Source organism: Bradyrhizobium sp. CSA207 (assembly GCF_029051685.1).
GTDB lineage: Bacteria > Pseudomonadota > Alphaproteobacteria > Rhizobiales > Xanthobacteraceae > Bradyrhizobium.
The window spans coordinates 207,218-232,174 of the sequence record NZ_JAACFT010000001.1 but is presented as its reverse complement, the minus strand read 5'-3'; the positions used below and the strand labels follow the sequence as shown (position 1 = coordinate 232,174).

Genomic DNA, 24,957 nt, shown 5'->3' with positions numbered 1-24,957 from the left:
CAACAATGGCCGAGTATCGCAACATCAAGGCACAGCCGCTCACCAACGCCATCCGCGCCATCGCCAAGGCGGGCGGCTCCACGGACCGCGAAGCCGAGTTGGTCTCCACCAACCTCGTCGAGGCAAACCTGAAGGGCCACGACTCCCATGGCGTGGGCATGATCCCGCGTTATGTCGAAGCGGTCGTCGAAGGCGGCCTCGCCATCAACCAGCACGTCAAGATCGTGATGGACACGGGCCCCCTGCTCACCCTTGACGGCCTCACCGGTTACGGCCAGGTGATGGGCCATGAAGCGATGGAGCTCGGTGCCGAGCGCGCCAAGCGCAACGGTGTCTGCGTCGTCGGCCTGTCGAACTCGCACCATATCGGACGCATCGGCCACTGGGCCGAGCAGTGCATCGACCACGGGCTGGTATCGATCCACTTCGTCAACGTGATCTCGCGCCCGATCGTGGCGCCCTGGGGTGGCAGCGATGCACGCCACGGCACCAACCCGTTCTGCGTCGGCATCCCGCGCGCCGGCAAGGAGCCGATCGTGCTCGACTTCGCCACCAGCAAGATCGCGCAGGGCAAGACACGCGTCGCCCACAACAAGGGCGTCGAGCTGGAACCCGGCACCATCATCGACAACGAGGGCAGACCCACCAACAATCCGCGCTACACCGTGATTGCCCCGCACGGCGCCATCCTCCCGTTCGGCGAGCACAAAGGCTCGGGACTGGCGCTGGTGTGCGAACTGCTCGGCGGCGCACTCTCCGGTGGCGAGGTGGTCAAAGGCCCGGCCGACGGCAAGCGCCGCGTCCTCAACGGCATGCTCTCGATCCTGATCGACCCGACCAAACTCGGCACGGGCGACAATTTGGCGCGCGAAGTCGAGAGCTTCGTCGCCTGGCACACCGGCTCGCCTCCTGCCCCCGGCGTCGACAAGGTGAGGATCGCCGGCGAACCCGAGCGCGAGACGAAGAAGAAGCGCCTGGCTGAAGGCATTCCGGTCGACCCGACCACGTGGCAGGAGATTTTGAAGGCCGGGAAGCGGTTCGGGCTCGATCAGGCGGCGATCGAAAAGATCGTGGGTTGATCGAAGATAGGGCAGCTATGACGCTACTCTTCCCTTCTCCCCTTGTGGGAGAAGGTGGCGCGAAGCGCCGGATGAGGGGTTGTATCCGCGAATTCAATGGTGAGAGTCTCACTCGCTGAGAGAGACCCCTCACCCGTCTTCGATGCTTCGCATCGAAGCCACCCTCTCCCACAAGGGGGCCCACAAGGGGAGAGGGAAAGCAGCATCCTAATCCACCATCTCCGCCACAGCCTTGCCGCAGGCTGTCGTGTCGGCGTTGCCGCCGAGATCCCTGGTGCGCAGTGTGCGTTCGGCGAGCGTTCGCTCGATCGCATCGACGATCGACTTGCCGGCTTCCTTCTCGCCGAGATGCTCGAGCATCATCGCACCCGACCAGATGGCGCCGATCGGGTTGGCGATGCCTTGCCCCGCGATGTCGGGCGCCGAGCCATGCACCGGCTCGAACACCGATGGGAAATTGCCCTCGGGATTGATGTTGCCGGACGGCGCAATGCCGATGGTGCCGGTGCAGGCGGGGCCAAGGTCGGACAGGATGTCACCGAACAGGTTGGAGCCGACCACGACGTCGAACCAGTCCGGATGCAGCACGAAGTTCGCGGTCAGAATATCGATGTGGTACTTGTCCCACTTCACGCTTGGATACTTCTTCGCCATCGCCTCCACTCGCTCGTCCCAATAGGGCATGGTAATGGAGATGCCGTTGGACTTGGTCGCCGAAGTCAGGTGCTTCTTCGGCCGCGACTGCGCAAGCTCGAAGGCGAATTTCAGGATGCGGTCGACACCGACGCGAGTCATCACGGTCTGCTGCGTCACGAATTCCCGGTCGGTGTCCGGAAACATGCGGCCGCCGACGGAGGAATATTCGCCTTCCGTGTTCTCGCGCACCACCCAGAAATCGATGTCGCCGGGCTTGCGGCCCGCCAGCGGTGACGGCACACCGGGCATCAGCCTCACCGGGCGCAAGTTCACATACTGGTCGAATTCGCGGCGGAATTTGATCAGCGAACCCCACAGCGAAACGTGATCGGGAATCTTGGCCGGCCAGCCGACCGCACCGAAGTAGATCGCGTCGTGCTTGCCGATCTTTTCCTTCCAATCGTCCGGCATCATCTGGCCGTGCTTCTCGTAATAGTCCCAGGACGAGAAGTCGAAATGATCGAAATGCAGGGAAACTCCATGCTTCTTCGCTGCCATTTCCAAAACGCGCAGGCCTTCGGGCATCACTTCCTTGCCGATGCCGTCGCCGGGAATGACCGCGATCCGGTATTGCTTCTTGCTCATCGAAAACGTCCCTGATTAGTCCGGCAACCGCCGCCTTTTTGATCGCACTGCAATGGACCAAAGTCAGCGGCAGTGCAACGCTGCACTGCAATGTTGACCGTGGCGCGGCCGACCGCCTACTGATTTCATCCTGTTCCTTTCCTGCGAGTAACTCCCATGGATCTGCATCTGCGTGGCAAGCGCGTCCTGATCACCGGCGCGTCCAAGGGCATCGGTGCAGCCGCCGCCGAAGCGTTCGCCGAGGAGGGCTGCCACCTCCTGCTCGCCGCCCGCAGCGGCGACCAGCTCAAGGCGCTGGCCGAGCGCCTGCGGTCCGCGCATCAGATCGACGCCGCGACAAGCATCGTGGATCTGCGCAAGAGCGAGGACATGGCGCGGCTGGCGAAAGAAGCCGCGGACATCGACGTGCTCGTCAACAATGCCGGCGACATTCCCGGCGGCTCCATCGACAAGATCGACGAGGCGACCTGGCGGCACGCCTGGGACTTGAAAGTGTTCGGCTACATCAACCTCACCCGTATGATCTATGCGCAGATGAAGGCCAAGGGCGGCGGCGTGATCGTCAACGACATCGGCGCAGCCGGCGAGAAATTCGACGCCAACTATATCTGCGGCAGCGCCGGCAATGCCGCACTGATGGCTTTCACGCGTGCGCTCGGAGGCAAGAGCCTTGCCGACAACATCCGCGTGGTCGGCATCAATCCTGGGCCGGTCGGCACCGACCGCCACGTGACACTGCTGAAGACGCGGGCAAAGCACCAGTTCGGCGACGAGACCCGCTACAAGGAATTCCAGAAGAGCCTGCCGCTCGGCAGGCCTGCGCATGCGCGCGAGATCGGCGACCTCATGGCGTTTCTGGCGTCGGATCGCGCCGGCTATACGTCAGGCGTCATCTATACGGTGGATGGCGGCATCAGCGCGGGATGGGGTTAACGCTATCCTCGTCATTGCGAGCGACGCGAAGCAATCCAGACTGCCACCGCAGGTATATTTCTGGATTGCTTCGCTTCGCTCGCAATGACGGAGCCTAGAATAAGCACAGGAGTAAACTAATTGTCTCAAGACCTGATCCGCGAAACGGCCTGCACCGTCGTCGACAAGCTGCGTTCCGGCGATATCTCCCCGCTCGAACTTCTGGATGTGCTGGAGAAGCGCATCGCCGAGGTTGACGGCAAGGTCAATGCGCTGCCCACGCTGTGCTTCGACCGCGCACGGACCAACGCCAAGGCGCTGATGCAGAAGCCGGCCGGCGCGCGCGGGCTGCTCGCGGGCTTACCGGTGCCGATCAAGGACCTGACCGACGTCGCCGGCGTGCTGAACACGCAGGGCTCGCCGATCTTCAGGGACAATGTGCCTAAACAGTCCGACCTCATGGTCGAGAATCTCGAAGGTAACGGCGCAGTCGTCTACGCCAAATCCAACACGCCGGAGTTCGGCGCCGGCGCCAACACATTCAACGAAGTGTTCGGTGCAACCCTCAATCCCTGGGACACGACCAAATCTGCGGCCGGCTCTTCAGGCGGCGCCGCCGCGGCGCTTGCAACCGGCATGGCCTGGCTCGCGCAAGGCTCCGACATGGGCGGCAGCCTGCGAAGCCCGGCGAGCTTCTGCGGCATCGTCGGCATGCGGCCGAGCATCGGCCGTGTCGCACATACGCCAAAAGCGGGCATCGACCGCAATCTCGGTGTCCAGGGCCCGATGGCCCGCAACGTCGAGGATCTCGCCCTGCTGCTCGATGCCATGAGCGGTGACTATGCGGCCGATCCGCTGTCGCTGCCGGCGCCTTCGACCTCGTTCCTGTCGGCGGCGCGATCGGGCACGAAACCGCTGCGCATCGCCTATTCGCCCGATCTCGGCATCACGCCGGTCGATCCCGAAGTCAAGGCGATCACGCGCAAAGCGGCGGAGCGCTTCACTGAGGCTGGCGCCACCGTCGAGGAAGCGCATCCCGACTGGCGTGAAGCGCACGAATGCTTCCACGTGCTGCGCGCGTTCGACTTCGCAATCAGCAAGGCGCAATTGCTGCGGACCAAGCGCGACCTGCTCAAGCCCGAGGTGATCTGGAATATCGAGGAAGGGCTCAAGCTCACGGTCGAAAAGCTCGAACGCGCCGAGGCGCAGCGCGTCGGAATGACCGCGCGCGCGGTCGAGTTCTTCCAAACCTACGATCTGCTTCTCGTGCCGACGACGATCGTGCCGCCCTTCCCGATCGAGAACCGCTATGTCGCCGAATGCGCCGGCAAGAGGTTCGACAATTACATTGAATGGCTCGGCATCGTCTATGCGATCACGCTCGCCTGCTGCCCCGCGCTGTCGCTGCCCTGCGGCTTCACGGCATCGGGCCTGCCGGTCGGCGTGCAGGTGGTCGGCGCGCCGCGCGCAGACGCGCAGGTCATCGCGGGCGCAAAGGTGCTGGAGGATATTCTGGGCCTGCGCGGGACCACGCCGATCGATCCTAGGGTGAGGAAGTAATCGTTTCAAAGCGCGAGCTCGGTAGCACCCTCTCCCCTTGTGGGAGAGGGTGGCTCGCCGCATAGCGGCGAGACGGGTGAGGGGTATCTCTCCGCGAGGGGCAATCTCACCGTCCGAATTCGACGATAGAACCCCTCATCCGGCGCTTCGCGCCACCTTCTCCCACAAGGGGAGAAGGAAGAGACCCTCACCTCCCGCGCGTTGCCTCCAGACTCCGGCTGTAGCGCGACATCGCGAAGCAGAAGACAAAATAGATCGCGGCCACGAAGATGTAGACCTCGACCGAAAACTGCTGCCAGGCGGGATCGATGATCGCGGTCTTGGCTGTGGTCAGCAGGTCGAAGATGCCGATGATCAGGACGAGGCTGGTGTCCTTGAAGAACGCGATGAAGGTGTTGACCAGTGGCGGGATGACGTGGCGGATCGCCTGCGGCAGGACGATCAGCCGGTTCTTCCGCCAATAGGACAGGCCGAGCGCGTCAGCCGCCTCATATTGCCCGCGCGGCACCGCCTGAAGACCGCCGCGAATGACTTCGGCAAGGTACGCGCCCGCGAACAGGATGATCGCGATCTGCGCGCGCAGGAGCTTGTCGATGTTGAAGCCGCTGGGCATGAACAGCGGAAACATCACGCTCGCCATGAACAGCAGGCTCACGAGCGGCACGCCGCGAATCAGCTCGACATAGACCACCGAGAGCGAACGGATCGCCGGCAGATTCGAGCGCCGGCCGAGCGCGACGAGGATGCCAAGCGGAAAGCCGAAGGCGAGGCCGAAGGTGGCGAGGATCAGCGTCACCGGCAAACCGCCCCAACGATCCTGCGAAACGAACGACAAGCCGAGCACGCCGCCCCACATCAGCACGCTGATCAGGCCAAGCACGACGATCCAGAGATAGACCAGTTCGCGGCGCCACAAGGTGCGGCGGGAGGACAGATAGAACAGCGCGATGAACAGCAGGACCGACAGCGCCGGCCGCCACTGCTCGTCGAACGGATAGGTGCCGAACAGGATGAAGCGGTACTTTTCGGGGATGACCGCCCAACAAGCGCCAAGACCGCGCGCGGCACGGCAGGCGCTGGAGTCGTTGGCCGGCGTGAGCCAGACCGCATTGGCGATGCCCCATTGCACGAAGCCGGTGACGCCCTTCGCGAGCACCGCCAGGAGCACGACCGAGAGGATGCCGTTCGGGATCGACGAGAACAGGTTGATGCGTAGCCAGCGCAGCACCGGATTTCCCATTTGCGGGCGGCGAGCTGCGCGCGGCGCGTCCGGCATGTCGGTAATGGCCGTCATGCTCAGCGCTCCACCAGCGCGATGCGCGCATTGTACCAGTTCATGAAGAAGCTGATGCCGAGGCTGATGGTCAGGAACACCGCCATGATCAGCGCGATCGCCTCGATCGCCTGTCCGGTCTGGTTCAGCGTAGTGTTGGCGATCGAGACGACGTCCTGGTAGCCGATCGCCACCGCGAGCGAGGAGTTTTTGGTCAAGTTGAGATACTGGCTGGTCATCGGCGGCACGATCACCCGCATGGCCTGCGGCAAGATGATCTGCCGCAGCATGAAGCTGCGACGGAGGCCTAGCGCATTGGCGGCATCCCACTGGCCACGCGGCACCGACTGGATACCGCTGCGCACGATCTCGGCGATGAAGGCGGAAGTGTAAGTAACGAGCGCGATCAGAAGCGCAAAATATTCCGGCGCGAGCGTCAACCCGCCGACGAAGTTGAAGCCGCGCAATTCGGGCCATTCGATCGTCCAGGGCACGCCGAGCAGCACGGACACGAGCGCCGGAAGCGCGACGATCAGACCAAGCGCAAAAGGCCAGGCCGGCCGTGGCTTGCCGTCGCGCATCTGCCGCGCGATCAGCCATCGCCGGACGCCATAGAACACGGCCACGCCCAGCACGGCCGTGCAGAACACCCAAAGTTGCGGCGTCCCGATCGGGATCGCCGGCAGGATCAGGCCGCGGTTGGAGAGGAACACGCCATCGATCGGCCGAAACGCCGCGCGCGCGGCCGGCAGCGCCTGCATCAGGACGTACCAGAACAACAGCTGGAGCAGCAGCGGGATGTCGCGCAGCACCTCGACATAGACGGCGGCAAGGTGGGAGAGCAGCCAGTTGGCCGACAGCCGCGAGATCCCGATCAGCGTGCCCAACATCGTCGCGAGCACGATACCGATCACGGCGACGCGCAAGGTGTTGGCGACGCCGACGACGAAGGCCCAGAGGTAGGTATCTCTCGGATTGTAGGCGACAAGACTATCGGCGATGGGCATGCCGGCCTCGCGGCCGAGGAAGGCAAAGCCGGTGGTGATGCGGCGGGCCGACAGGTTGGTGACGGTGTTGGACCAGAGAAAGGCGATCACGGCAACCGCAATCCCGACCACCAGAATTTGCCAGAACAGGCCCTTCAGCTCGCGGCTTCCGAGCGCGACAGACAAACGGCGACGTGGCGGAGGCCTGGGATCATCGGTGGTCACAGCACAAAAATCCTCATCGAAAGCAGCGATTTCCGGCGGCGCACGTCAACTGTTGCACCAAACTTCAGTTCGTGCAACAAATGTTTCATGGCCGAGCCCGCGAAATTCTCGCCCCTGAGCGAACTGCGCATTGCATTGCCATCGCTCCCGATGCGGCTGCAGGAGGTCGGACGCTTCGTTGCGGCCAACGATTACGACGCCACCACCCGCTCGATGCGCGATCTTGCAGCGGTTGCCGGCGCCGATCCCGCCGCGTTCACGCGGCTTGCGAAAGCGATCGGCTATTCCGGCTGGGACGAATTGCGCGCCGCGCTGACGGAAGCGCGGCGACCGTCGCAGCTGGCGCCCTTTTCCGTGCGCGCGAAAAGCCGCCGCCACGGTCCCAACGCCGATGTCGCACTCGTGACCGACAAGTTCGACGCCGAGTCTGCCGGCCTTCTGCGCATCCCAGCGCAGCCGATTGCGGAGGCGGCGCGTGCACTGCACGTCGCAAAGCGGATCTGGATCACCGGCTATCGAAGCTGCCGCAGCGTCGCGGAGTTGCTGAACTACGAGCTGCGGCTGTTCCGTCCCGATCAGGTGCAGATCGTCGGCGGGTCCGGTCCTGACGATCTCGACCTCGGCGCCTTTCGCCCCGGCCAAGCCGTCATCGTCATCGGCTTTCTGCCCTATACGCATGCGAGCGTTCGGGTCGCGCAGGCTGCCTATCGCGCCGGTGCGACGCTGATCGCGATCGCGGACAGCGTGGCGGCACCGATGGCCGAAGGCGCCGACCACGTGCTGCTGTTCGAAGCGGCATCCTCGCCCGGCTTCTTCCCGAGCCTCACCGGCGCAATCGCGATTGCGCAGTCGCTGGCCGCGGTGACGTTCTCGCTCGGCGGCACGGCGGCGAAGAAGCGCCTTCAGGATACCGAGGTGCGGCTGGCCGCGGCCTCCACCTACGTTTCAGAGAAAGGTTGATCCATGGCCGCTCGAATCAGCCGCGTGCTACATCGCTCGTTGCGCGAGACGCCGCCCAAGGCGATCGGCGGCGAAGGCGTCTACCTCTTCGCCGAGGACGGGCGCCGCGTGATCGACGCCTCCGGCGGCGCAGCGGTCTCCTGCCTCGGCCACCAGCACCCGCGCGTGATCGCAGCAATAGCGAAGCAGGCCTCGACGCTGGCCTATGCCCACACCGCCTTCTTCTCGTCCGAGCCGGCGGAGGGGCTGGCCGAAACGCTGGTCGGGCACGAGCCGGGCGGTCTCGCCTACGCCTATTTCGTCAGCGGCGGATCGGAGGCGATCGAAGCCAGCATCAAGCTCGCGCGACAATATTTCATCGAGCGCGGCGAGCCGCAGCGGCAGCACTTCATCGCGCGGCGGCAGAGCTACCACGGCAACACGCTGGGCGCACTCGCCGCCGGCGGCAACGCCTGGCGCCGCGCGCCCTATGCGCCGCTGCTGTCGCCCGCCTTCAGCCATGTCACGCCCGCCTTTGCCTATCATGAGAAGCACGACGGCGAGTCGGATGCGCAGTTCGTGGCGCGGCTCGCAGCCGAGCTCGAAGCCGAGTTTCAACGGCTAGGTCCCAATACCGTTGCAGCATTCCTGGCCGAGCCCGTCGTCGGCGCCACCGCCGGCGCCGTGACCGCGCCGGACGGCTACTTCAAGGCGGTCCGCGAGATTTGCGACCGCCACGGCGCGCTGCTCATCCTCGACGAGGTCATGTGCGGCATGGGCCGCACCGGCACGACACACGCCTGGGAGCAGGAAGGCGTCGCGCCGGACATCCAGGCCATCGCAAAGGGGCTCGGCGGCGGCTATCAGCCGATCGGCGCGATGCTCGCGAGCGGCAGGATCATCGACACCATCCGCGCCGCTTCGGGCGCGTTCCAGCACGGCCATACTTATCTGGCGCACCCCCTCGCCTGCGCGGCCGCGCTCGCGGTGCAGGATGTGATCCGCGAGGATCGGCTGCTCGATCGCGTCAAGGAGCGCGGCAAGCAGCTCGAGCAGCGCCTCGTCGAACGCTTCGGCAATCACCGCCATGTCGGCGACATCAGGGGACGCGGCCTGTTCTGGGCGATCGAGCTCGTCGCCGATCGCGCCGGTCGCACATCATTCGATCCGGCGCTCAAGCTCAACCAGAAGATCAAGGCAGAAGCCTTTGCCAACGGGCTCGGCTGCTATCCCGGCGGCGGCACAGTGGACGGGGTCCGCGGCGACCACGTGCTGCTGGCGCCGCCCTATATCGCTTCGGCTGAGGAGATCGACCTGATCGTCGACAAGCTCGGCACGGCCGTCGACAACGTATTGCGTAGTGTCAATCACTGAGGGGAGACTAGCATGATGAGGAAAATGGTTATCGCGGCAGGCCTGCTCGCGGCATCGACGGTTGTCGCGTCGGCCGCGACGCTCGACACGGTGAAAAGCCGCGGCACGTTGGTGTGCGGCGTCAGTGCCGGCTTTGCCGGTTTCTCCGCGCCCGACTCGCAAGGCAACTACAAGGGCCTTGACGTCGACTATTGCCGCGCGCTCGCGGCCGCCGTGCTCGGCGATCCGAGCAAGGTGCGCTACGTCTCGCTGACCGCGCAGAACCGTTTCACCGCTCTGCAATCGGGCGAGATCGACGTGCTCTACCGCAACTCGACGCAGACTTATCTGCGCGGCGTCACGCTGGGCCTGCGGCAGGGCCCAATCAACTTCTACGACGGCCAGGGCTTTGTCGTGAAGAAGGACCTCGGCGTGAAGGAGATCAAGGACCTCAAGGGCGCCACCGTCTGCGTCGCGCAGGGCACCACGCATGAGGTCACGCTCGGCGATTACGGCCGCGCCAACGGCATCGACTGGAAGCCGCTGGTGTTCGACCGCGTCGACACCATGTACCAGACTTTCTTCGGCGGGCGTTGCGATGCCATGACCCAGGACGCTTCCGCCCTCGCCGGCGCCGTGACGACCGCAGCCCCCAATCCGGCCGACTACGTCGTGCTGCCCCAGACGATCAGCAAGGAACCGCTCGGACCCTTCACCCGCAACGGCGACGAGGTCTGGAGCGACATCATCGCCTGGTTGCACTATGGGCTGATCGAAGCCGAGGAGCTCGGCGTCACGCAAGGCAATGTCGACGAGATGGCGAAGTCGCAGACGCCCGCGGTGCAGCGCCTGCTCGGCACCTCCGGCGATCTCGGCTCGCGGCTCGGGCTGGACAACAAATGGCTGGCCACGGCGATCAAGGCAGGCGGTAATTACGGCGAGATCTACGAGCGCAATGTCGGCAAGGCCAGCCCGCTCAAGCTCGAGCGCGGCCTCAACGGGCTCTGGAGCAAGGGCGGCTTGATGTACGCGGTGCCGTTCAAGTAAGTACGCGTGTCCCGGACGCGCCGCAGCATGTAACGCCGCTGCGCTGAGCCGGGACCAGCGGCCAAGATGGGCCCCGGCTCGACAGCGCAATACTGCGCATTGCGCTGCGTCCGGGGCACGAGACCAGGTAATCACATCCAATGACGACGCCTCCTCGCATCGCCCTGATCCATGCCCTCAAGCATTCCATCGCCCCGATCGAGGCGGCATTCGCGAAGGCGTGGCCGCAGGCGCGGCTGATGAACCTGCTCGATGACAGCCTGTCCGCGGACCTGGCCCATGACGGCACGCTCAACGATGCCATGACCGAGCGCTTCCTTGCGCTCGGCGATTATGCGGCGGCGACGGGGGCCGACGCGATCCTGTTCACCTGCTCGGCGTTCGGCCCCTGCATCGAGGCGGTCGCCCAAGCGCATGCGCCGAAGCCGGTGCTGAAGCCGAACGAGGCCATGATCGAGCAGGCGGTGACGATGGGCAAGCGCATCGGCCTGCTCTCGACCTTCCCGCCGACGCTGGTCTCGATGCCACCGGAATTTCCCGCCTCCGTCGAGCTCGTGCCGAAGCTTGCCGAAGGCGCGCTGGCCGCGCTCGATCGCGGCGACCGTGCCGAGCACGACAGGCTGATCGTGGAAGCCTCACGCGATCTACGGGATTGCGACGTCGTCGCGCTGGCGCAGTTCAGCATCGCGGCAACTGCACCGCTGGTCGCGGAGGCCACCGGCCGACCCGTCGTGACCACGCCGGACAGCGCCGTCCACAAGCTGAAGAAGCTCCTTGCGGCGAAAGCTTAAACGCCCGCCTTCGCCCTGCGGCGAGCGTCCTTGATCGCAGCCGCGAGCGCCGTCTTGGTCTCGTTCACGAAGTCCTCGACCAGGTCCTCGCGGGTGGCATGGGCCGCCTCGCCGGTGAACAGGCCCTGCTCGGCCAGCATCACCACGCCGTGTAGCGCCGCCCAGATCTTGAGAGCTTGCCGCTCGCGCAAATAATCAACCGCGGGCGCTTCGAGGGCTTCGATCACCAGCGCAAAAGTCTCGCGCGTCGCCTCGTGCAGCTCGCTGCCCTTGGCTGCGCACGACACCGTGCGCGAGGCAAACATCAAGCGGTAGATGCCGTTGCGGCGCAGGCCGAAATCCAGCGTGGCCTGGGCCAGCCGCGACAGCTTCGACTGCTTCGAGGGCTTTGCCATCGCCGTCCGCAAAATCGCGCTGAGCTGCCGGAACGCCTCCGCCGTCACCGCCGCAAGCAGCGCCTCGCGATCGGCAAAATGCCGGTATGGCGCGGGCTGCGAGACGCCGAGCCGCTTTGCGAGCGCCTTGATGCTGACCGCTTCCGCCCCGCCCTGCTCGGCCTCGCGCAGCGCAGCCTTGATCAAGGCGTCGCGGAGATCGCCGTGGTGGTAGGTGTTCTCTGGCTTGCGGGCAAGTTGTGAACGCATGATGCGCCGAGCCTATAAGTTTGCGCTTGACAGGGGAAGCCCGTCGCCAATGTAATATGCTATAACTTAAAGCTGCGGCGAATGCCGCGGATAAAATTGACATGAGGAACGCGCACGCCTTCGGGCGCGGCGCGCACACGACCAGGGAAGCCGCGATGACAGAGCGACTGAGGGTTCACGTCGATCCCGACAAATGCCAGGGCCACGCGCGCTGCAAGGCGCTCGCGCCGGAGCTGTTCGAGCTCGACGAATACGGCAACGCCCACGAGGCCGGCGACGGCATGGTTCCGCCGGGCCTCGAAGACAAGGCCTGGCTTGCCAAGGCCAATTGCCCGGAAATCGCAATCGATGTGATCGAGGAGTAGCGCGGCTTTCGTCCGCTTGCGTGCCTGCAGAGACCACGAGCCCCGAGGGATTCCCGAGATGTCCGACGTCAGCCAACCCGCCGCCCATCCGCCCGTGACCGACTGGGTCAACGATTTCGACCACACCGATCCGCAATGGACGGAAGATCCCTTTCCGATCTGGGACGAACTGCGGGCCGCAAGCCCGATCGTGCACACCGAGCGCTTCCTCGGCTGCTACCTGCCCACGACTTACGAAGCGGTGCGCGAGATCGCCAACGACACCGAACATTTCTCCTCGCGCCGCATCATCGTGCGTGACGCGCGGCCCGAGCCTGCCAGGAACGCCGCCCCGCCGATCACGTCCGATCCTCCCGTGCACAAGCCGGCCAAGCAATTGCTGCTGCCGCCCTTCACACCGGACGCAATGAAGAAACTCGAACCACGGGTCCGCGCCATCTGCAACGAGCTGATCGACGGCTTTATCGCCGACGGCCGGGTTGATGCCGCGGCGCGCTACAGCAAGTACATTCCGGTTCAGGCGATCGCCCACATGCTCGGCATTCCCGAGAGCGACAGCGACCTCTTCATCAACTGGATCCACATGATCCTGGAGCTCGGCATCAAGGACGAGAACATGCTGCTCCAGGCCGTGCACGAGATGAGCGCTTACTTCAGCGCCCACATCGAGACGCGCAAGAAAAAGCCGACCGACGACCTCATCTCCTATCTGATGAACGCCCGCGACAAGGAGGGACAGCCGCTGGAGGATTCCCACGTGCTGGGCTCGCTGCGGCTGCTCCTGATCGCCGGCATCGACACCACCTGGAGCGCGATCGGTTCCTCGCTGTGGCACCTCGCCCGGACACCGGCCGACCGCGAGCGCCTGATCGCCGAGCCCGGCCTGATTCCGACTGCGGTGGAGGAGCTGCTGCGCGCCTACTCACCGGTGACGATGGCCCGCGAGGTGGTCGGGGAGACCACGATCTCCGGCTGTCCGGTGAAGCCGGGCAACATGGTGCTGCTATCCTTCCCGGCTGCCAACCGCGACCCCAAAATGTTTCCAGATGCTGACAAGGTCGTGATCGACCGCCGGGAGAATCGTCACGCCGCGTTCGGCCTCGGCATTCACCGCTGCGTCGGCTCCAACCTGGCGCGGATGGAGATGCAGGTTGCGCTGGAGGAATGGCTGAAGCGGATTCCGGATTTCCGCCTCGATCCGGCCGGCACCGTGACCTGGTCTCAGGGAACCGTCAGGGGCCCGCGCCAGTTGCCATTTCTGTTTGGAAAGGCGATGTAGGCCTCCCACAACCAGCGGAGTGAGAGGCCGGACGTGACTGAGCAAGCAACCCAACCGGCCTCCGAGCATTTTGACGTCGCCGACGCCGAGCGGCGGATCAAGGCGATCTTCATCGGCTCGATCGGCAACCTCGTCGAATGGTACGATTTTTACGCCTATACGGCGTTCGCGCTCTATTTCGCTCCGGCCTTCTTTCCCGGCAACGACCCCGTCGTGCAGCAATTGAACGTCGCCGTCGTGTTCGCGGCGACGTTCCTGATGCGCCCGTTGGGCGGCTGGTTGTTCGGCTATATCGCCGATCATTTCGGGCGGCGCATTTCCCTGACGCTGTCGGTCGTCTTCATGTGCTTCGGCTCGCTGATCATCGCGCTGACGCCGACCTATGCCACGATCGGCTTCGCCGCGCCGGTGATCCTGGCGCTGGCCCGCGTCATCGAAGGCCTGAGCCTCGGCGGTGAGTATGGCGCCAGCGCGACCTATCTCAGCGAGGTCGCCGACCCCAAGCACCGTGGCTTCTATTCGAGCTTCCAATACGTCACGCTGATCGGCGGCCAGCTCACCGCGATCCTCGTGCTGCTGCTCCTGCAAAAAGTCTTCCTCACGCCCGAAGAATTGAGAGCGTGGGGCTGGCGAATCCCATTCGCGATCGGTGCGATGCTCGCTATCTTTGCCGCGGTGATGCGGCGCGGCTTGCACGAGACCGAGGCGTTCGAGGAAGCCAGGAAGGTGGTGAAGCCGACCGGCTCGATCACGAATCTGCTGAAGTATCCGCGGGAGCTGTTGCTGGTGGTCGGCCTGACCGCCGGCGGCACCGCGGCGTTCTACACCTTCACCACCTACATGCAGACCTTCGTAAAACTCTCGGTCGGGCTGACCGAGGACCAGACCACCTTCGTGATCTTCGGCACGCTGATCTTCGCCACCATCCTGCAACCGATCTACGGCGCGATCTCCGACAAGATCGGGCGCAAGCCGCTGCTGATCTTCTTCGGCGTCGCCGGCACCCTCGCGACCGTGCCGCTGCTGATGACGCTGAAGGAGACCAAGTCGCCGTTCATGGCATTCATCCTGATCTGCTGCGCCTGGCTGTTCGTCGCTGGCTACACCTCGATCAATGCCGTGGTGAAGGCCGAGCTATTCCCGACCAATGTCCGCGCGCTCGGCGTCGGCCTGCCCTATGCAATCACGGTCTCGGTCTTCGGCGGCACCGCACCGGCGATCGCTCTCTACTTCAAGAGCATCGGGCACGAGGAATGGTTCTACTACTATCTCGCCGGCGTGATCTGCCTGTCGCTGATCATCTATGCTACGATGCGCGACACCAAGCATGCCTCCGCGATGCACCGCCACGAGTAGGCCATGGCCGACGACAACGAGCTGCCACCCGACAGCAAACTGACGCGCACCAAGCAAGAATGGGCGCGCGACGGCCAGTTCCTCACGGGACGGATCACGCGGCCGGAAGACCAGCGGTTGCCGCCCGGCCAGCACCTCACCAAGGACTGGCCGGTGCTCGATCTCGGTGTCGTGCCACCGATCGCGCGGGAGCGCTGGCGGCTCGACGTCTATGGCGCGATTGAGAACCCCGTGTTCTGGAGCTTTGCCGAGTTCACCGCGCAAAAGCAGGTGCAATTCACCTCCGACATCCACTGCGTTACCACCTGGTCGCGCTACGACAATCAGTGGGACGGGCTTGCAACGCGCGAGCTGCTCGCGGCCTGCCAGCCGCGTGACGACGCCCGCTTCGTCGTGCTGCATTCCCATGACGGCTATACCAGCAACCTTGCCCTGGAAGACTTTGCCGCCAAAGATGCCCTGCTCGCCCATAGCTGGTCGGGTCAGCCGCTGTCGGACGAGCACGGCGGCCCGGTGCGACTGGTCGTTCCGCACCTGTATTTCTGGAAGAGCGCCAAATGGCTCCAGGCGATCGAATTCCTGACCGAGGACGCGCCGGGCTTCTGGGAAGTCCGCGGCTACCATAACCGCGGCGATCCCTGGGCCGAACAGCGCTACTCAGGCGATTAGCTTCAGGCGAAAACGGGGGAGCCCATGCCGACGGAACGCTTTCAATTTACGGGCGAAGACGGCCACAAGCTCGCGGCCGCGTTGGAACTGCCAGACGGCGAGCCTGTGGCCTATGCGCTCTTCGCGCACTGCTTCACCTGTGGCAAGGACACGCTGGCGGCCAAGCGCATCTCGGTCGCGCTTGCCAGCAAGGGCATCGCGGTGCTGCGCTTCGACTTCACCGGTCTCGGCTCCAGTGAAGGCGAATTTGCCAATTCGACTTTCTCCTCCAACGTCGCCGATCTCGTTCACGCCGCCGATCATCTGCGTGCGACGCGCAAGGCGCCGTCGATCCTGATCGGCCACAGCCTCGGCGGCGCCGCGATCCTCGCCGCGGCCGGAGGAATTCCCGAGGCGAAGGCGGTTGCGACCATCGCGGCGCCGTCCGATCCCGTCTACGTCACCGGCCTGTTCAGCGAGCACATCGACAACATCCGCACGCACGGGGAAGTCGAGGTCTCGCTGGCGGGCCGCCCGTTCAAGATCAAGCGCGAGTTCCTCGACGACATCGTCGAGCATGAGCTGATGAAGGACGTCACCAGCCTGCACAAGGCGCTGCTGGTGATGCATTCACCGGTCGACGACACCGTCGGAATCGACAACGCGACCAAGATCTTCGTTTCGGCCAAGCATCCCAAGAGCTTCGTCTCGCTCGACCACGCCGATCATCTCCTGACCAGGCCGGCCGATGCGCTCTATGCGGCAGACGTGATCGCGGCCTGGGCCAGCCGATACGTCGACACAGCAAAACCTACGAAAGCGATGGATCTCCCCGAAGCGCCGCGTCAGGTCGTGGTCCAGGAAACCCGCAAGAGCAAGTTCAACCAGATCGTTAGCGTCGGCCCGCATCGCCTGGTGGCGGACGAGCCGGTTGCCGCCGGCGGCGAGGATGCCGGCCCCGGCCCTTACGATTTCCTGCTCGCCGGTCTCGGCGCCTGCACCTCCATGACCATGCGCCTCTATGCCGACCGCAAGGCGCTGCCGCTCGACCGCGTCACCGTCACGTTGAAGCACTCCAAGATCTACGCCAAGGATTGCCAGGAGTGCGAGACGCGCGATGGCATGCTCGACCAGATCGAGCGCGATATCGCGATCGAGGGTACGCTCGATGCCGAGCAGCGCAAGAAGCTGATGGAGATCGCCGACAAATGTCCGGTGCACCGGACGTTGACCTCCGAGATCCGCATCGTCACGAAGGCCGTGGATTAGGCTCTTCCTGCTTCGCTTGTCACCTCGGCTGGTCTGAGCCCACTTCCGCAATCTTGAGCGGCTGAACACGTAGCGCGCCGCGCAGGCCTGCCGCCGTGCCGAGCAGGATGCCGGCGACCGCGACGAAGGACGCAAGCGCAAGCGTGGAGAGGCCAGTAAGCCCCTGCCCGATCGAGCAGCCAAACGCCATCACGCCGCCGATGCCCATCAGCGCGGCGCCGCCGGCCGAACGCAGCATGTGTCGAGGCGAGGAATAGCCTTCGAGGCGGAAGCGGCCCGTTGCGAGTGCCGTGACTAGACTTCCGGCGAAGACGCCCGCAACCGTCGCGATGCCGAAGTTCAGCGTCAGGCCGGTCGAGAGCATGGCGTATTGCAGCGCATCCGCGATCGGCGCGATGAAAGTGAGTGAGGTCACCGGGACCGGATTGAAATCATCGGCACCGAGATAGCCGGTGACGAACCAGCCGCCAGCGACGAGGAGGCCGACGATGATCCCGGCCGCGATCTGGCCCGGCGAGCGGCGATATGCCGGATGGGCGAAGGCAAAGAGGACCAAGGCGACGAGGATTGCGGCAGAAGCCAGCGCACGCGAGACGGCTTCGCCAAGGCCAAGCACGGCCAGCAAGGAGGGCAGCGAGTTCGCATTGACCGTGGTTTGTGAGGCCTGAACCAGCGCGATGCGGGCCGGTGCGAACAGGCCCTTGAGCGTCATCTGCGCGGCGATGGCGAGCACGATCACGACGACGAAGGAGCGGAGATTGCCGCGGCCGAGCAGCACCAGCGCGCGCGAGCCGCAACCGTTCGACAGCACCATGCCGTAGCCGAACAGCAGGCCCCCAAGGAACAGCACCGGCGCCGAAAACGTCTGTTGCAGGTAGATCGATTTGCCGAGGTCGACCGTGCCGCTGCCGGCGAGGAACTGACTCGCCGTGATCGCAACCGCCATCGCCAGCGCGTAGGTCCGCACCAGCCGGGCGTCACCCTTGGCGAGAAAGCCGCGCATGCTGCTCATCAGGCAGAAGCCGCTGAGCAGGCCGACGACGCCGTAGACGAGACCGATGGCGAAGCCGGCGATGATGACGAGTTGTGTGGATTCCATCGATTGTTCTCAGACGTCTCGCCATTCTCCGTCATTGCGAGCGCAGCGAAGCAATCCAGGCTGTCTCCACGGATACATTTCTGGGCTCGCAATGACGAGTTTCACGGCTTCAGGATCACCCGATCGCGCGAGGAGCCGGCGACCGCAACATAGGCCTCCTTGGCACGATCGAGCGGATAGATGGCACCTGCCTTGATTGGAAACGGTTTCAGGTGCCCATTTGCAAAGCCCGGCGCGAGGTCGCGCAGCACCGCACCCGTCGCCGTTGAGGACAAGCCAAGCGTGTCGATGCCGACATAGGTGTGCTGTCCCCGATAGAATTCGAGGATGTTGAACTGCACGATGCGGTCGATCGCGGCGATCAGGATCTGGCGGCCGCGAAGCGCAAGCGATTTGTGCGCGGCCTGGAAATAGGGATCGCCCACCGTGTTGAAAACGATATCGACGCCCTTGCCGCCGGTCATTTCGCGCACACGCGCGGCGACGTCCGCAGCGGACGCATCGATCACCTCGACAGGCGCATTGGCGTGGCCCTCATAGGCTTCCGCCTTGCGCACCACCCCGATGACGCGCGCGCCCTGCCAGGTCGCGATCTGCACCGCTGCCTGGCCGACCTTGCCGTTGACGCCCATCACCAGCACGGTCTCGCTTTGCTTGGGCAAGCCGGCGCGGCGAAAGCCTTCCATGGCGGTGACAAAGGGAACGCCGATGCCGGCGGCCTCTTCCCAGGACACGTTCTTCGGCTTCTCCACCACTGCATCGGCTTCGACGACGAGATGCGTGGCATGGGTGCCGTCGCGCCGGATGCCGAGATCGCCGGAGGAGCCGAACACCTCGCGGCCGACCGTGCCGGCCGGCCCATCGATCACCACACCGGCGTAGTCGCGGCCGGGCGTGCGCGGGAACACGGCATAGGGCATCAGCCCGGTCGCAGCCTTGACATCGGACGGATTGACGGCGGCCGCCTTGAGCTCGATCAGGAAGTCGTTGGCACTGCGGGCGAGCGCGTGAAGCTCGACGCGAGGTGCGAGCGCGGCCGCGTTTTCGGACTTGGCATTGAGGCGCACGCAGCGTGCTTCAACGGCTTTGGTATCGGTTCCTGACATCGAAGACCCGCGATTTGTCGCGGGCCTTGTCGCCTTTGCGGATGGTCAAGTCAATCCTTCGGCCGCTTGTCATAGAGGCGCTTGGCCTTGCCGAGCGAACGCTCCAGCGTGGCCGGAGCAACCGCCAGCACCTTGGCGGTGACGCCGATGGTATTCTTGATGTGGGTTGAGATCCGGTCGGCATGATCGACCAGCCCACGGCCATCCCAGCTTTCGGGCCGCGCCTCGGCAATGATGGTCAGCTCGTCCATGCGGCCCTCGCGGGTCAGCTCGAGGATGAAGTGGCCGCCGCACCAGTCGGTCGCGAGCAGGATTTCCTCGATCTGGGTCGGGAACAAATTGACGCCGCGCAGGATGATCATGTCGTCCGAGCGGCCCGTCACCTTCTCCATCCGCCGCATGCCCGGCCGCGCCGTCCCCGGCAGCAGCCGCGTGAGGTCGCGGGTTCGATAGCGGATCACCGGGAAGGCTTCCTTGGTCAGCGAGGTAAAGACCAGTTCGCCCTTCTCGCCATCCGGCAGCACCGCACCAGTCTCGGGGTCGATCACCTCGGGATAGAAATGATCCTCCCAGATGTGCAGGCCGTCCTTGCTCTCAATGCACTCCTGAGCCACGCCGGGGCCGATCACTTCGGAGAGGCCATAGATGTCGGTCGCATCCATGTCGAAGGCTTCCTCGATCTCGCCGCGCATCGCATTGGTCCAGGGCTCGGCGCCGAAGATGCCGACCTTCAGCGAGCATTGACGCGGATCGAGCTTCTGGCGCTTGAACTCGTCCAGGATCGCCAGCATGTAACTCGGCGTCACCGTGATGATATCGGGGCGGAAATCGTTGATGAGCTGCACCTGCCGCTCGGTCATGCCGCCGGAGATCGGCACCACCGTGCAGCCGAGCTTCTCGGCACCGTAGTGCACGCCGAGCCCACCGGTGAACAGGCCATAGCCATAGGCATTGTGGATGATCATGCCGGTGCGGCCGCCGGCGGCGCGAATCGAGCGTGCCATCACCTCCGACCAGGTGTCGATGTCGGCTTGCGTGTAGCCGACCACGATCGGCTTGCCCGTCGTGCCGGAGGAGGCGTGCACGCGCACCAGTCTTTCGCGAGGCACCGCGAACATGTTGAAGGGATAGTTGTCGCGCAGATCAGTCTTCACCGTGAACGGGAATTTCGCGAGGTCGGACAGCTCGCGAAAGCCGGACGGGTGCACGCCCGCCTTGTCGAAGGCTTTGCGATAATGCGCGACGTTGTCGCAGGCGTGCTTCAGCGACCATGCCAGGCGCTGCGTTTGGAGCGCCACGATCTCGTCGCGCGACGCGCGCTCATGCGCGTCCATCTCGGCACGATAGGTGTTGCCACCTTCCTTGAGCCCGGTCAGAGCCATCCTGGTTTCCCCACGCCATTGGTTCGTTGTTGGTCTTGTCTCAGTCTTGAGCCGGCAGCCACGTGCCGGGAATGACACGCGAATGCCCGCGGAATTCGGCTATGACAGTGTCGCCGGCGGCGACCTGCACGTCATAGATGCCGGAGCGACCACCGCGGGTAATCTCCCGCGCCTTCGCAACAAGGCGATCGCCGAGCTTGCCCGGCTTGATGAAGGTGATCTGCCCTTGCGCCGCGACCACGCGCTCATTGTGCGAATTGCAGGCGAACGCAAAGGCGGAATCGGCGAGCGTGAAGATGAAGCCGCCATGCGCGATACGCTGGCCGTTGACCATGTCCGGCCGCACATTCATTGCCAGCGTCGCAAAGCCAGGACCGATCTCGACTATCTCCATGCCGAGGCCCTTTGAGGCGTCGTCCTCCGTCCACATCGCCTCGGCGCAGGCGCGGGCAATATCCTCGGGCGACAGACCGGCTTTGACGTTCACTCGCTCCTCCAGGCTGGATGTTTTCCCATGATGTTCTGCCGGTTGCCGAGGGCTGTCAAACGTGATCGTAGTCCACCACCACTCGCTTCGACGAAGGCTTGGCCTGGCAGGTGAGCACAAATCCGGCCTTCAGCTCCCAGGGCTCCAAGGAATAGTTGATATCCATCGGCGCCTCGCCCTCGACCAGCTTTGCGCGGCAGGTCGAGCACATGCCGCCCTTGCAAGCGAACGGCAGATCGATGCCGGCGCGCAGTGCAGCGTCGAGGATCGCTTCGTCCTCGGCGACGGGAACCTCGCGGCGCTTGCCGTCGATGATGAGGGATGCGATCGCCTTCGGGGGCGCATCCGGAGCAACAATCTTCTTCGGCCGCGGCTTGCCGCCGAACTCGGAGACGAACCGTTCGACATGGATGCGGTCCCCGGCAATACCGAGCTCGCGGCAGGTTGCCTCGACCTCCTCGCTCATCCCTGGCGGCCCGCACACGAAGACATGATCGACGCTCGCTGCCGGCACCAGCGAGCGCAGCAGTACCCTCACCTTTTCCCGGTCGAGCCGGCCATGCAGGATCGGGACGTCCTGTTCCTCGCCCGAGATGACGTGGAAGATCGAGATGCGATCGATGAAGCGATCCTTCAATTCCTCGAGCGCTTCGAGGAACATGATGTTGTCGGTCGTGCGATTGCCATAGAACAGGAAGAAGCGGCTGTCCGGCTCGCGCGCCAGCACCCCCTTGACGATCGACAGGATCGGCGTAATGCCGGAGCCTGCGGCAAAGCCGACATGGACGCGCGCGGTGTCGGCCGGCGGGATCGCACCGAAACGACCGGTCGGCGTCATCACGTCGAGTTCGTCGCCGCATTTCAGCTCGTCCGCCGCCCAGCTCGAAAACGCACCGCCATCGACCTTCTTCACCGCGATGCGGATTTCGCCGTCGTCGGGGCCGGAGCAGATGGAATAGGAGCGGCGCACCTCCTCGCCGTCGAAGGTAGCGCGGAGCGTGAGGTATTGGCCGGGCTTGAAGGCGTAGTCGCTCTTCAGCTCCGATGGAATGGCGAAGGTCATCGACACGGCGTCCGCCGCCTCGCGGCGGAGATCGTTGACGGCCAGACGATGGAAGCGCGGTGCGGTTGCTGACATCACGGGCATTCTAAATTTAAGCCACAACCGTCATTGCGAGGAGCCCTTGCGACGAAGCAATCCAGACTGTCGCCGCGGAGGCGGCCTGGATTGCTTCGCTTCGCTCGCAATGACGACTGGGTTGGCATCGCATATTTCTCAATGGCACTTGAAATAGTCGAACGGCTCGCGGCAGGCCTTGCAGCGCCAGAGCGCCTTGCAGGAGGTCGAGCCGAACTCGGACAGCAGCTCGGTGTTGCCCGACCCGCATTGCGGGCATTCGACCGCCTGCTCGCCGAACAGCGCGCGGCGCGAGTTCGAGGCTTGGGGCGGCGCAATGCCGTACGCGCGCAGCTTCTGGCGTCCCTCCTCGCTCATCCAGTCCGTGGTCCAGGCCGGCGACAATACGGTACGCACGCTTGGGCGACGAAAGCCAGCGCGCTCCAATGCGATCTCGATTTCGAGCGCGATCATGTTCATGGCCGGACAGCCCGAGTAGGTTGGGGTGATCGCGACCTCGACATGATCTTCGTCGACAACGACGTCGCGCAACACGCCGAGATCGGCAATGGTCAGCACCGGAATCTCGGGATCGACCACGCTCGCCGCGGCGTCCCAGGCGCGCTGACGCAGCTCGGCATTCCTGTTCAGCACGGTCACCATGTCAGCCCCGGGAATATGCGCTGCATCGATTGCAGCTCGCTGAGGAGATGGCCGAGATGTTCGCTGTGCCGGCCGACACGGCCGCCCTGCTGCATCCAGTCGTTTTGCGGAAACGTGAGCGTAGCTTCGCCGATCACGCCTGAGACAGTGTTCAGCCAGCGACCGCGCAGGCCCTCGGGGTCGATTGCGATGCCGGCACGGATCAGGTCGCGCTCGCCGGCATCGACGGCAAACATCTCGCCGGTGAAAGCCCAGAGATGATCGATCGCGGCTTGCGCGCGGACGTGGCTCTCTTCCGTGCCGTCGCCGAGCCGGATGATCCATTCCGAGGCATGGCGAAGGTGATAGGCGCTCTCCTTCTCGGATTTCGCGGCAATGGCGGCAAGCGTCGCATCGCGCGAGTTCATCATCGCGCGCCAGTAGAGATCGGCGAAGGCGGAATAGAAGAACTGCCGCACCAGGGTCTGGGCAAAATCACCGTTCGGCTGCTCGACCAGCAGCAGGTTGCGATACTGGCGCACGTCGCGCAAGTATGCGAGCTTGTCCTCGTCGTTGTCCTTGCCTTCGATCTTGGCGGCGTAAGTGTAGAACTCGCGCGCCTGACCGATGAGGTCGAGCGCGATGTTGGAGAGCGCCATGTCCTCTTCCAGCATCGGCGCATGCCCGCACCATTCCGACAGCCGATGGCCGAGGATCAGCGCATCGTCGGCGCGGCGCAACGCGTAGAGCACCTGCGGCGTTTCGGAGACCTGAACGTTGGCGACGGGCATCACATGTGCCCCACTTCGTCCGGCACCTCGTAGAACGTCGGGTGCCGGTAGATCTTCGTCTCCGCCGGCTCGAACATCATGCCCTTCTCGGCGGGATCGCTCGCGGTGATCGCGGTCGACGGCACCACCCAGATCGAGAGGCCCTCGCCGCGGCGGGTGTAGATATCACGGGCGGCCTGGAGCGCCATCGTGGCGTCGCTCGCATGCAGCGAGCCGACATGCTTGTGCGCGAGCCCGTTGCGGCTGCGAATGAAGACTTCCCACAGCGGCGTGTTCGGCGTGGCCATCGCGATCTCCCTATTCGGCGGCTTGCGCAGTCTGACGATGCTGGCGCTTCGCGGCATACGCGGCGGCCGCCTCGCGCACCCAGGCGCCGTCCTCGTGCGCCTTGCGGCGTGCGGCCATGCGGTCGCGGTTGCAGGGGCCGTTGCCGGCAAGCACCTGCTTGAACTCGGCCCAATCGATCTCGCTGTAGCGCCAATGCCCGTCGGCATCCTGCGTCATGCCGGGGTCGGGAATGGCAAGGCCGAGATATTGCGCCTGCGGCACGGTGGCGTCGACGAACTTCTGGCGCAGCTCGTCGTTGGAGAAGCGCTTGATCTTCCACTTCGTCGAGGTGTCGCTGTGCTGGCTGGTGGCATCGGGTGGGCCGAACATCATCAGCACCGGCCACCACCACCTATTCAGAGCATCCTGCGCCATCGCCTTCTGTTCGGTCGAGCCGCGGCACAGCGTCAGCATGATCTCGTAGCCCTGGCGCTGATGAAAGGACTCTTCCTTGCAGACGCGGATCATCGCGCGTGCGTATGGCCCGTACGAGCAGCGGCACAGCGGGATCTGGTTCATGATCGCGGCGCCGTCGACCAGCCAGCCGATGGTGCCGATGTCGGCCCAGGTCAGCGTCGGGTAGTTGAAGATCGAAGAATATTTGGCCTTGCCGGCGAGCATGGCGTCGACCAGTTCCTCGCGCGAGGTGCCGAGCGTCTCGGCGGCGGCGTAGAGATAGAGCCCGTGGCCGCACTCATCCTGCACTTTGGCCAGCAACGCGGCCTTGCGGCGCAAGCTCGGCGCACGCGTAATCCAGTTGCCTTCGGGGAGCATGCCGACGATCTCGGAATGGGCGTGCTGGGAGATCTGGCGTGTGAGCGTCTTGCGGTAAGCCGCCGGCATCCAGTCATTCGGCTCGATGCGTTCCTCGGCATCGATGCGGGCCTGGAACTGCGCAGCACGCGCCGCGTCCTCGACATGGCGGTCGTCGGCCTCAGCCGTATTCAGCGCCTGGGTATACATGCGCATCCTCCCGAATTATTGGGAGATAATATATAA

At 64.6% G+C, this 24,957-nt stretch carries 25 protein-coding genes; 12 read left to right on the top strand and 13 right to left on the bottom strand.

Going from position 1 to position 24,957, the window contains the following annotated elements; all coding sequences use genetic code 11:
- Positions 1-5 precede the first annotated feature (5 nt).
- Positions 6-1,079 (top strand): malate/lactate/ureidoglycolate dehydrogenase, encoded by a 1,074-nt coding sequence (locus tag GWG65_RS01045; protein ID WP_275193429.1) that lies wholly within the window; start codon positions 6-8, stop codon positions 1,077-1,079.
- Positions 1,080-1,286: 207 nt separating this feature from the next.
- Here the strand turns inward: GWG65_RS01045 and GWG65_RS01040 are convergent, their stop codons facing one another.
- The gene (locus GWG65_RS01040) at positions 1,287-2,360 is read right to left on the bottom strand and encodes a tartrate dehydrogenase (protein ID WP_275193428.1); all 1,074 of its coding nucleotides are present in this window, start codon (positions 2,358-2,360) and stop codon (positions 1,287-1,289) included.
- Positions 2,361-2,516: 156 nt separating this feature from the next.
- On the opposite strand from GWG65_RS01040, the gene GWG65_RS01035 reads away from it, so the two are divergent.
- Both GWG65_RS01035 and GWG65_RS01030 read left to right on the top strand, forming a co-directional pair.
- Positions 2,517-3,293: an SDR family oxidoreductase gene (locus tag GWG65_RS01035; protein ID WP_275193427.1), complete on the top strand. Its 777-nt coding sequence runs from the start codon at positions 2,517-2,519 to the stop codon at positions 3,291-3,293.
- Positions 3,294-3,413: 120 nt separating this feature from the next.
- Positions 3,414-4,832 carry an amidase family protein gene (locus tag GWG65_RS01030; RefSeq protein WP_275193426.1) on the top strand — a complete coding sequence of 473 codons (1,419 nt, stop codon included), beginning with the start codon at positions 3,414-3,416 and terminating at the stop codon, positions 4,830-4,832.
- 187 nt (positions 4,833-5,019) lie between these two features.
- Here the strand turns inward: GWG65_RS01030 and GWG65_RS01025 are convergent, their stop codons facing one another.
- Both GWG65_RS01025 and GWG65_RS01020 read right to left on the bottom strand, forming a co-directional pair.
- Positions 5,020-6,126 (bottom strand): amino acid ABC transporter permease, encoded by a 1,107-nt coding sequence (locus tag GWG65_RS01025; protein WP_275193425.1) that lies wholly within the window; start codon positions 6,124-6,126, stop codon positions 5,020-5,022.
- A 2-nt stretch (positions 6,127-6,128) separates the two neighbouring features.
- Positions 6,129-7,316, bottom strand: coding sequence for an ABC transporter permease subunit (locus GWG65_RS01020; RefSeq protein WP_275193424.1), 1,188 nt, complete (start codon positions 7,314-7,316; stop codon positions 6,129-6,131).
- 87 nt (positions 7,317-7,403) lie between these two features.
- Here GWG65_RS01020 and GWG65_RS01015 point away from each other — a divergent pair, with 87 nt between their 5' ends.
- The 4 genes from GWG65_RS01015 to GWG65_RS01000 all read left to right on the top strand — a co-directional run bounded on the left by GWG65_RS01015 (position 7,404) and on the right by GWG65_RS01000 (position 11,446).
- The gene (locus tag GWG65_RS01015) at positions 7,404-8,276 is read left to right on the top strand and encodes a MurR/RpiR family transcriptional regulator (RefSeq protein WP_275193423.1); all 873 of its coding nucleotides are present in this window, start codon (positions 7,404-7,406) and stop codon (positions 8,274-8,276) included.
- Between the two features lie 3 nt (positions 8,277-8,279).
- Positions 8,280-9,629, top strand: a complete 1,350-nt coding sequence (locus GWG65_RS01010) for an aspartate aminotransferase family protein (RefSeq protein ID WP_275193422.1) — start codon at positions 8,280-8,282, stop codon at positions 9,627-9,629.
- A gap of 12 nt (positions 9,630-9,641) precedes the next feature.
- The gene (locus tag GWG65_RS01005) at positions 9,642-10,655 is read left to right on the top strand and encodes an amino acid ABC transporter substrate-binding protein (RefSeq protein WP_275193421.1); all 1,014 of its coding nucleotides are present in this window, start codon (positions 9,642-9,644) and stop codon (positions 10,653-10,655) included.
- Positions 10,656-10,795: 140 nt separating this feature from the next.
- Positions 10,796-11,446, top strand: a complete 651-nt coding sequence (locus GWG65_RS01000) for an aspartate/glutamate racemase family protein (protein WP_275193420.1) — start codon at positions 10,796-10,798, stop codon at positions 11,444-11,446.
- Here GWG65_RS01000 and GWG65_RS00995 read toward each other — a convergent pair.
- Positions 11,443-12,090, bottom strand: a complete 648-nt coding sequence (locus GWG65_RS00995) for a TetR/AcrR family transcriptional regulator (RefSeq protein ID WP_275193419.1) — start codon at positions 12,088-12,090, stop codon at positions 11,443-11,445. The two genes, GWG65_RS01000 and GWG65_RS00995, sit on opposite strands and share 4 nt — an antisense overlap.
- Before the next feature lie 155 nt (positions 12,091-12,245).
- Between GWG65_RS00995 and GWG65_RS00990 the strand changes: the two genes are divergently transcribed.
- From GWG65_RS00990 to GWG65_RS00970, 5 genes are read left to right on the top strand one after another with little or no spacing between them, the layout of a single operon-like run.
- Positions 12,246-12,455, top strand: a complete 210-nt coding sequence (locus GWG65_RS00990) for a ferredoxin (protein ID WP_275193418.1) — start codon at positions 12,246-12,248, stop codon at positions 12,453-12,455.
- A gap of 58 nt (positions 12,456-12,513) precedes the next feature.
- Positions 12,514-13,734 (top strand): cytochrome P450, encoded by a 1,221-nt coding sequence (locus tag GWG65_RS00985; protein ID WP_275193417.1) that lies wholly within the window; start codon positions 12,514-12,516, stop codon positions 13,732-13,734.
- Between the two features lie 33 nt (positions 13,735-13,767).
- A complete protein-coding gene (locus GWG65_RS00980; protein WP_275193416.1) occupies positions 13,768-15,090 on the top strand; it encodes an MFS transporter in 1,323 nt (440 codons plus the stop codon).
- A gap of 3 nt (positions 15,091-15,093) precedes the next feature.
- Entirely contained in the window at positions 15,094-15,759 is a 666-nt protein-coding gene (locus tag GWG65_RS00975) for a sulfite oxidase-like oxidoreductase (RefSeq protein WP_275193415.1), read from the top strand.
- A gap of 24 nt (positions 15,760-15,783) precedes the next feature.
- On the top strand, positions 15,784-17,007 hold the full coding sequence (locus GWG65_RS00970) for a bifunctional alpha/beta hydrolase/OsmC family protein (protein ID WP_275193414.1): 1,224 nt from the start codon (positions 15,784-15,786) through the stop codon (positions 17,005-17,007).
- A 19-nt stretch (positions 17,008-17,026) separates the two neighbouring features.
- On the opposite strand, the gene GWG65_RS00965 is transcribed toward GWG65_RS00970, so the two are convergent.
- The 9 genes from GWG65_RS00965 to paaA form a co-directional block, all read right to left on the bottom strand.
- Positions 17,027-18,106 (bottom strand): YeeE/YedE family protein, encoded by a 1,080-nt coding sequence (locus GWG65_RS00965; protein WP_275193413.1) that lies wholly within the window; start codon positions 18,104-18,106, stop codon positions 17,027-17,029.
- A gap of 101 nt (positions 18,107-18,207) precedes the next feature.
- Positions 18,208-19,212 (bottom strand): zinc-binding alcohol dehydrogenase family protein, encoded by a 1,005-nt coding sequence (locus GWG65_RS00960; protein ID WP_275193412.1) that lies wholly within the window; start codon positions 19,210-19,212, stop codon positions 18,208-18,210.
- A 50-nt stretch (positions 19,213-19,262) separates the two neighbouring features.
- Entirely contained in the window at positions 19,263-20,594 is a 1,332-nt protein-coding gene (paaK, locus tag GWG65_RS00955; protein WP_275193411.1) for a phenylacetate--CoA ligase PaaK, read from the bottom strand.
- A 40-nt stretch (positions 20,595-20,634) separates the two neighbouring features.
- On the bottom strand, positions 20,635-21,081 hold the full coding sequence (paaI, locus tag GWG65_RS00950; RefSeq protein WP_275193410.1) for a hydroxyphenylacetyl-CoA thioesterase PaaI: 447 nt from the start codon (positions 21,079-21,081) through the stop codon (positions 20,635-20,637).
- A gap of 55 nt (positions 21,082-21,136) precedes the next feature.
- Positions 21,137-22,219, bottom strand: coding sequence for a 1,2-phenylacetyl-CoA epoxidase subunit PaaE (paaE, locus tag GWG65_RS00945; RefSeq protein ID WP_275193409.1), 1,083 nt, complete (start codon positions 22,217-22,219; stop codon positions 21,137-21,139).
- A gap of 138 nt (positions 22,220-22,357) precedes the next feature.
- Positions 22,358-22,861: a 1,2-phenylacetyl-CoA epoxidase subunit PaaD gene (paaD, locus tag GWG65_RS00940; protein WP_275193408.1), complete on the bottom strand. Its 504-nt coding sequence runs from the start codon at positions 22,859-22,861 to the stop codon at positions 22,358-22,360.
- On the bottom strand, positions 22,855-23,631 hold the full coding sequence (gene paaC / locus GWG65_RS00935; RefSeq protein WP_275193407.1) for a 1,2-phenylacetyl-CoA epoxidase subunit PaaC: 777 nt from the start codon (positions 23,629-23,631) through the stop codon (positions 22,855-22,857). Before paaC ends, paaD begins: the two co-directional genes overlap by 7 nt.
- On the bottom strand, positions 23,631-23,918 hold the full coding sequence (gene paaB, locus GWG65_RS00930; RefSeq protein ID WP_148737304.1) for a 1,2-phenylacetyl-CoA epoxidase subunit PaaB: 288 nt from the start codon (positions 23,916-23,918) through the stop codon (positions 23,631-23,633). The genes paaC and paaB overlap by 1 nt, the downstream gene beginning before the upstream one ends.
- 10 nt (positions 23,919-23,928) lie before the next feature.
- A complete protein-coding gene (gene paaA, locus GWG65_RS00925; RefSeq protein ID WP_275193406.1) occupies positions 23,929-24,921 on the bottom strand; it encodes a 1,2-phenylacetyl-CoA epoxidase subunit PaaA in 993 nt (330 codons plus the stop codon).
- Positions 24,922-24,957: the final 36 nt, after the last annotated feature.

Coding starts and splice junctions, on each gene's coding strand:
- GWG65_RS01045 (WP_275193429.1), top strand. CDS start 6: ATGGCCGAGTATCGCAACATCAAGGCACAGCCGCTCACCAACGCCATC.
- GWG65_RS01040 (WP_275193428.1), bottom strand. CDS start 2,360: ATGAGCAAGAAGCAATACCGGATCGCGGTCATTCCCGGCGACGGCATC.
- GWG65_RS01035 (WP_275193427.1), top strand. CDS start 2,517: ATGGATCTGCATCTGCGTGGCAAGCGCGTCCTGATCACCGGCGCGTCC.
- GWG65_RS01025 (WP_275193425.1), bottom strand. CDS start 6,126: ATGACGGCCATTACCGACATGCCGGACGCGCCGCGCGCAGCTCGCCGC.
- GWG65_RS01015 (WP_275193423.1), top strand. CDS start 7,404: ATGGCCGAGCCCGCGAAATTCTCGCCCCTGAGCGAACTGCGCATTGCA.
- GWG65_RS01010 (WP_275193422.1), top strand. CDS start 8,280: ATGGCCGCTCGAATCAGCCGCGTGCTACATCGCTCGTTGCGCGAGACG.
- GWG65_RS01005 (WP_275193421.1), top strand. CDS start 9,642: ATGATGAGGAAAATGGTTATCGCGGCAGGCCTGCTCGCGGCATCGACG.
- GWG65_RS01000 (WP_275193420.1), top strand. CDS start 10,796: ATGACGACGCCTCCTCGCATCGCCCTGATCCATGCCCTCAAGCATTCC.
- GWG65_RS00995 (WP_275193419.1), bottom strand. CDS start 12,090: ATGCGTTCACAACTTGCCCGCAAGCCAGAGAACACCTACCACCACGGC.
- GWG65_RS00990 (WP_275193418.1), top strand. CDS start 12,246: ATGACAGAGCGACTGAGGGTTCACGTCGATCCCGACAAATGCCAGGGC.
- GWG65_RS00985 (WP_275193417.1), top strand. CDS start 12,514: ATGTCCGACGTCAGCCAACCCGCCGCCCATCCGCCCGTGACCGACTGG.
- GWG65_RS00975 (WP_275193415.1), top strand. CDS start 15,094: ATGGCCGACGACAACGAGCTGCCACCCGACAGCAAACTGACGCGCACC.
- GWG65_RS00970 (WP_275193414.1), top strand. CDS start 15,784: ATGCCGACGGAACGCTTTCAATTTACGGGCGAAGACGGCCACAAGCTC.
- GWG65_RS00965 (WP_275193413.1), bottom strand. CDS start 18,106: ATGGAATCCACACAACTCGTCATCATCGCCGGCTTCGCCATCGGTCTC.
- GWG65_RS00960 (WP_275193412.1), bottom strand. CDS start 19,212: ATGTCAGGAACCGATACCAAAGCCGTTGAAGCACGCTGCGTGCGCCTC.
- paaK (WP_275193411.1), bottom strand. CDS start 20,594: ATGGCTCTGACCGGGCTCAAGGAAGGTGGCAACACCTATCGTGCCGAG.
- paaE (WP_275193409.1), bottom strand. CDS start 22,219: ATGTCAGCAACCGCACCGCGCTTCCATCGTCTGGCCGTCAACGATCTC.
- paaD (WP_275193408.1), bottom strand. CDS start 22,861: ATGGTGACCGTGCTGAACAGGAATGCCGAGCTGCGTCAGCGCGCCTGG.
- paaC (WP_275193407.1), bottom strand. CDS start 23,631: ATGCCCGTCGCCAACGTTCAGGTCTCCGAAACGCCGCAGGTGCTCTAC.
- paaB (WP_148737304.1), bottom strand. CDS start 23,918: ATGGCCACGCCGAACACGCCGCTGTGGGAAGTCTTCATTCGCAGCCGC.
- paaA (WP_275193406.1), bottom strand. CDS start 24,921: ATGTATACCCAGGCGCTGAATACGGCTGAGGCCGACGACCGCCATGTC.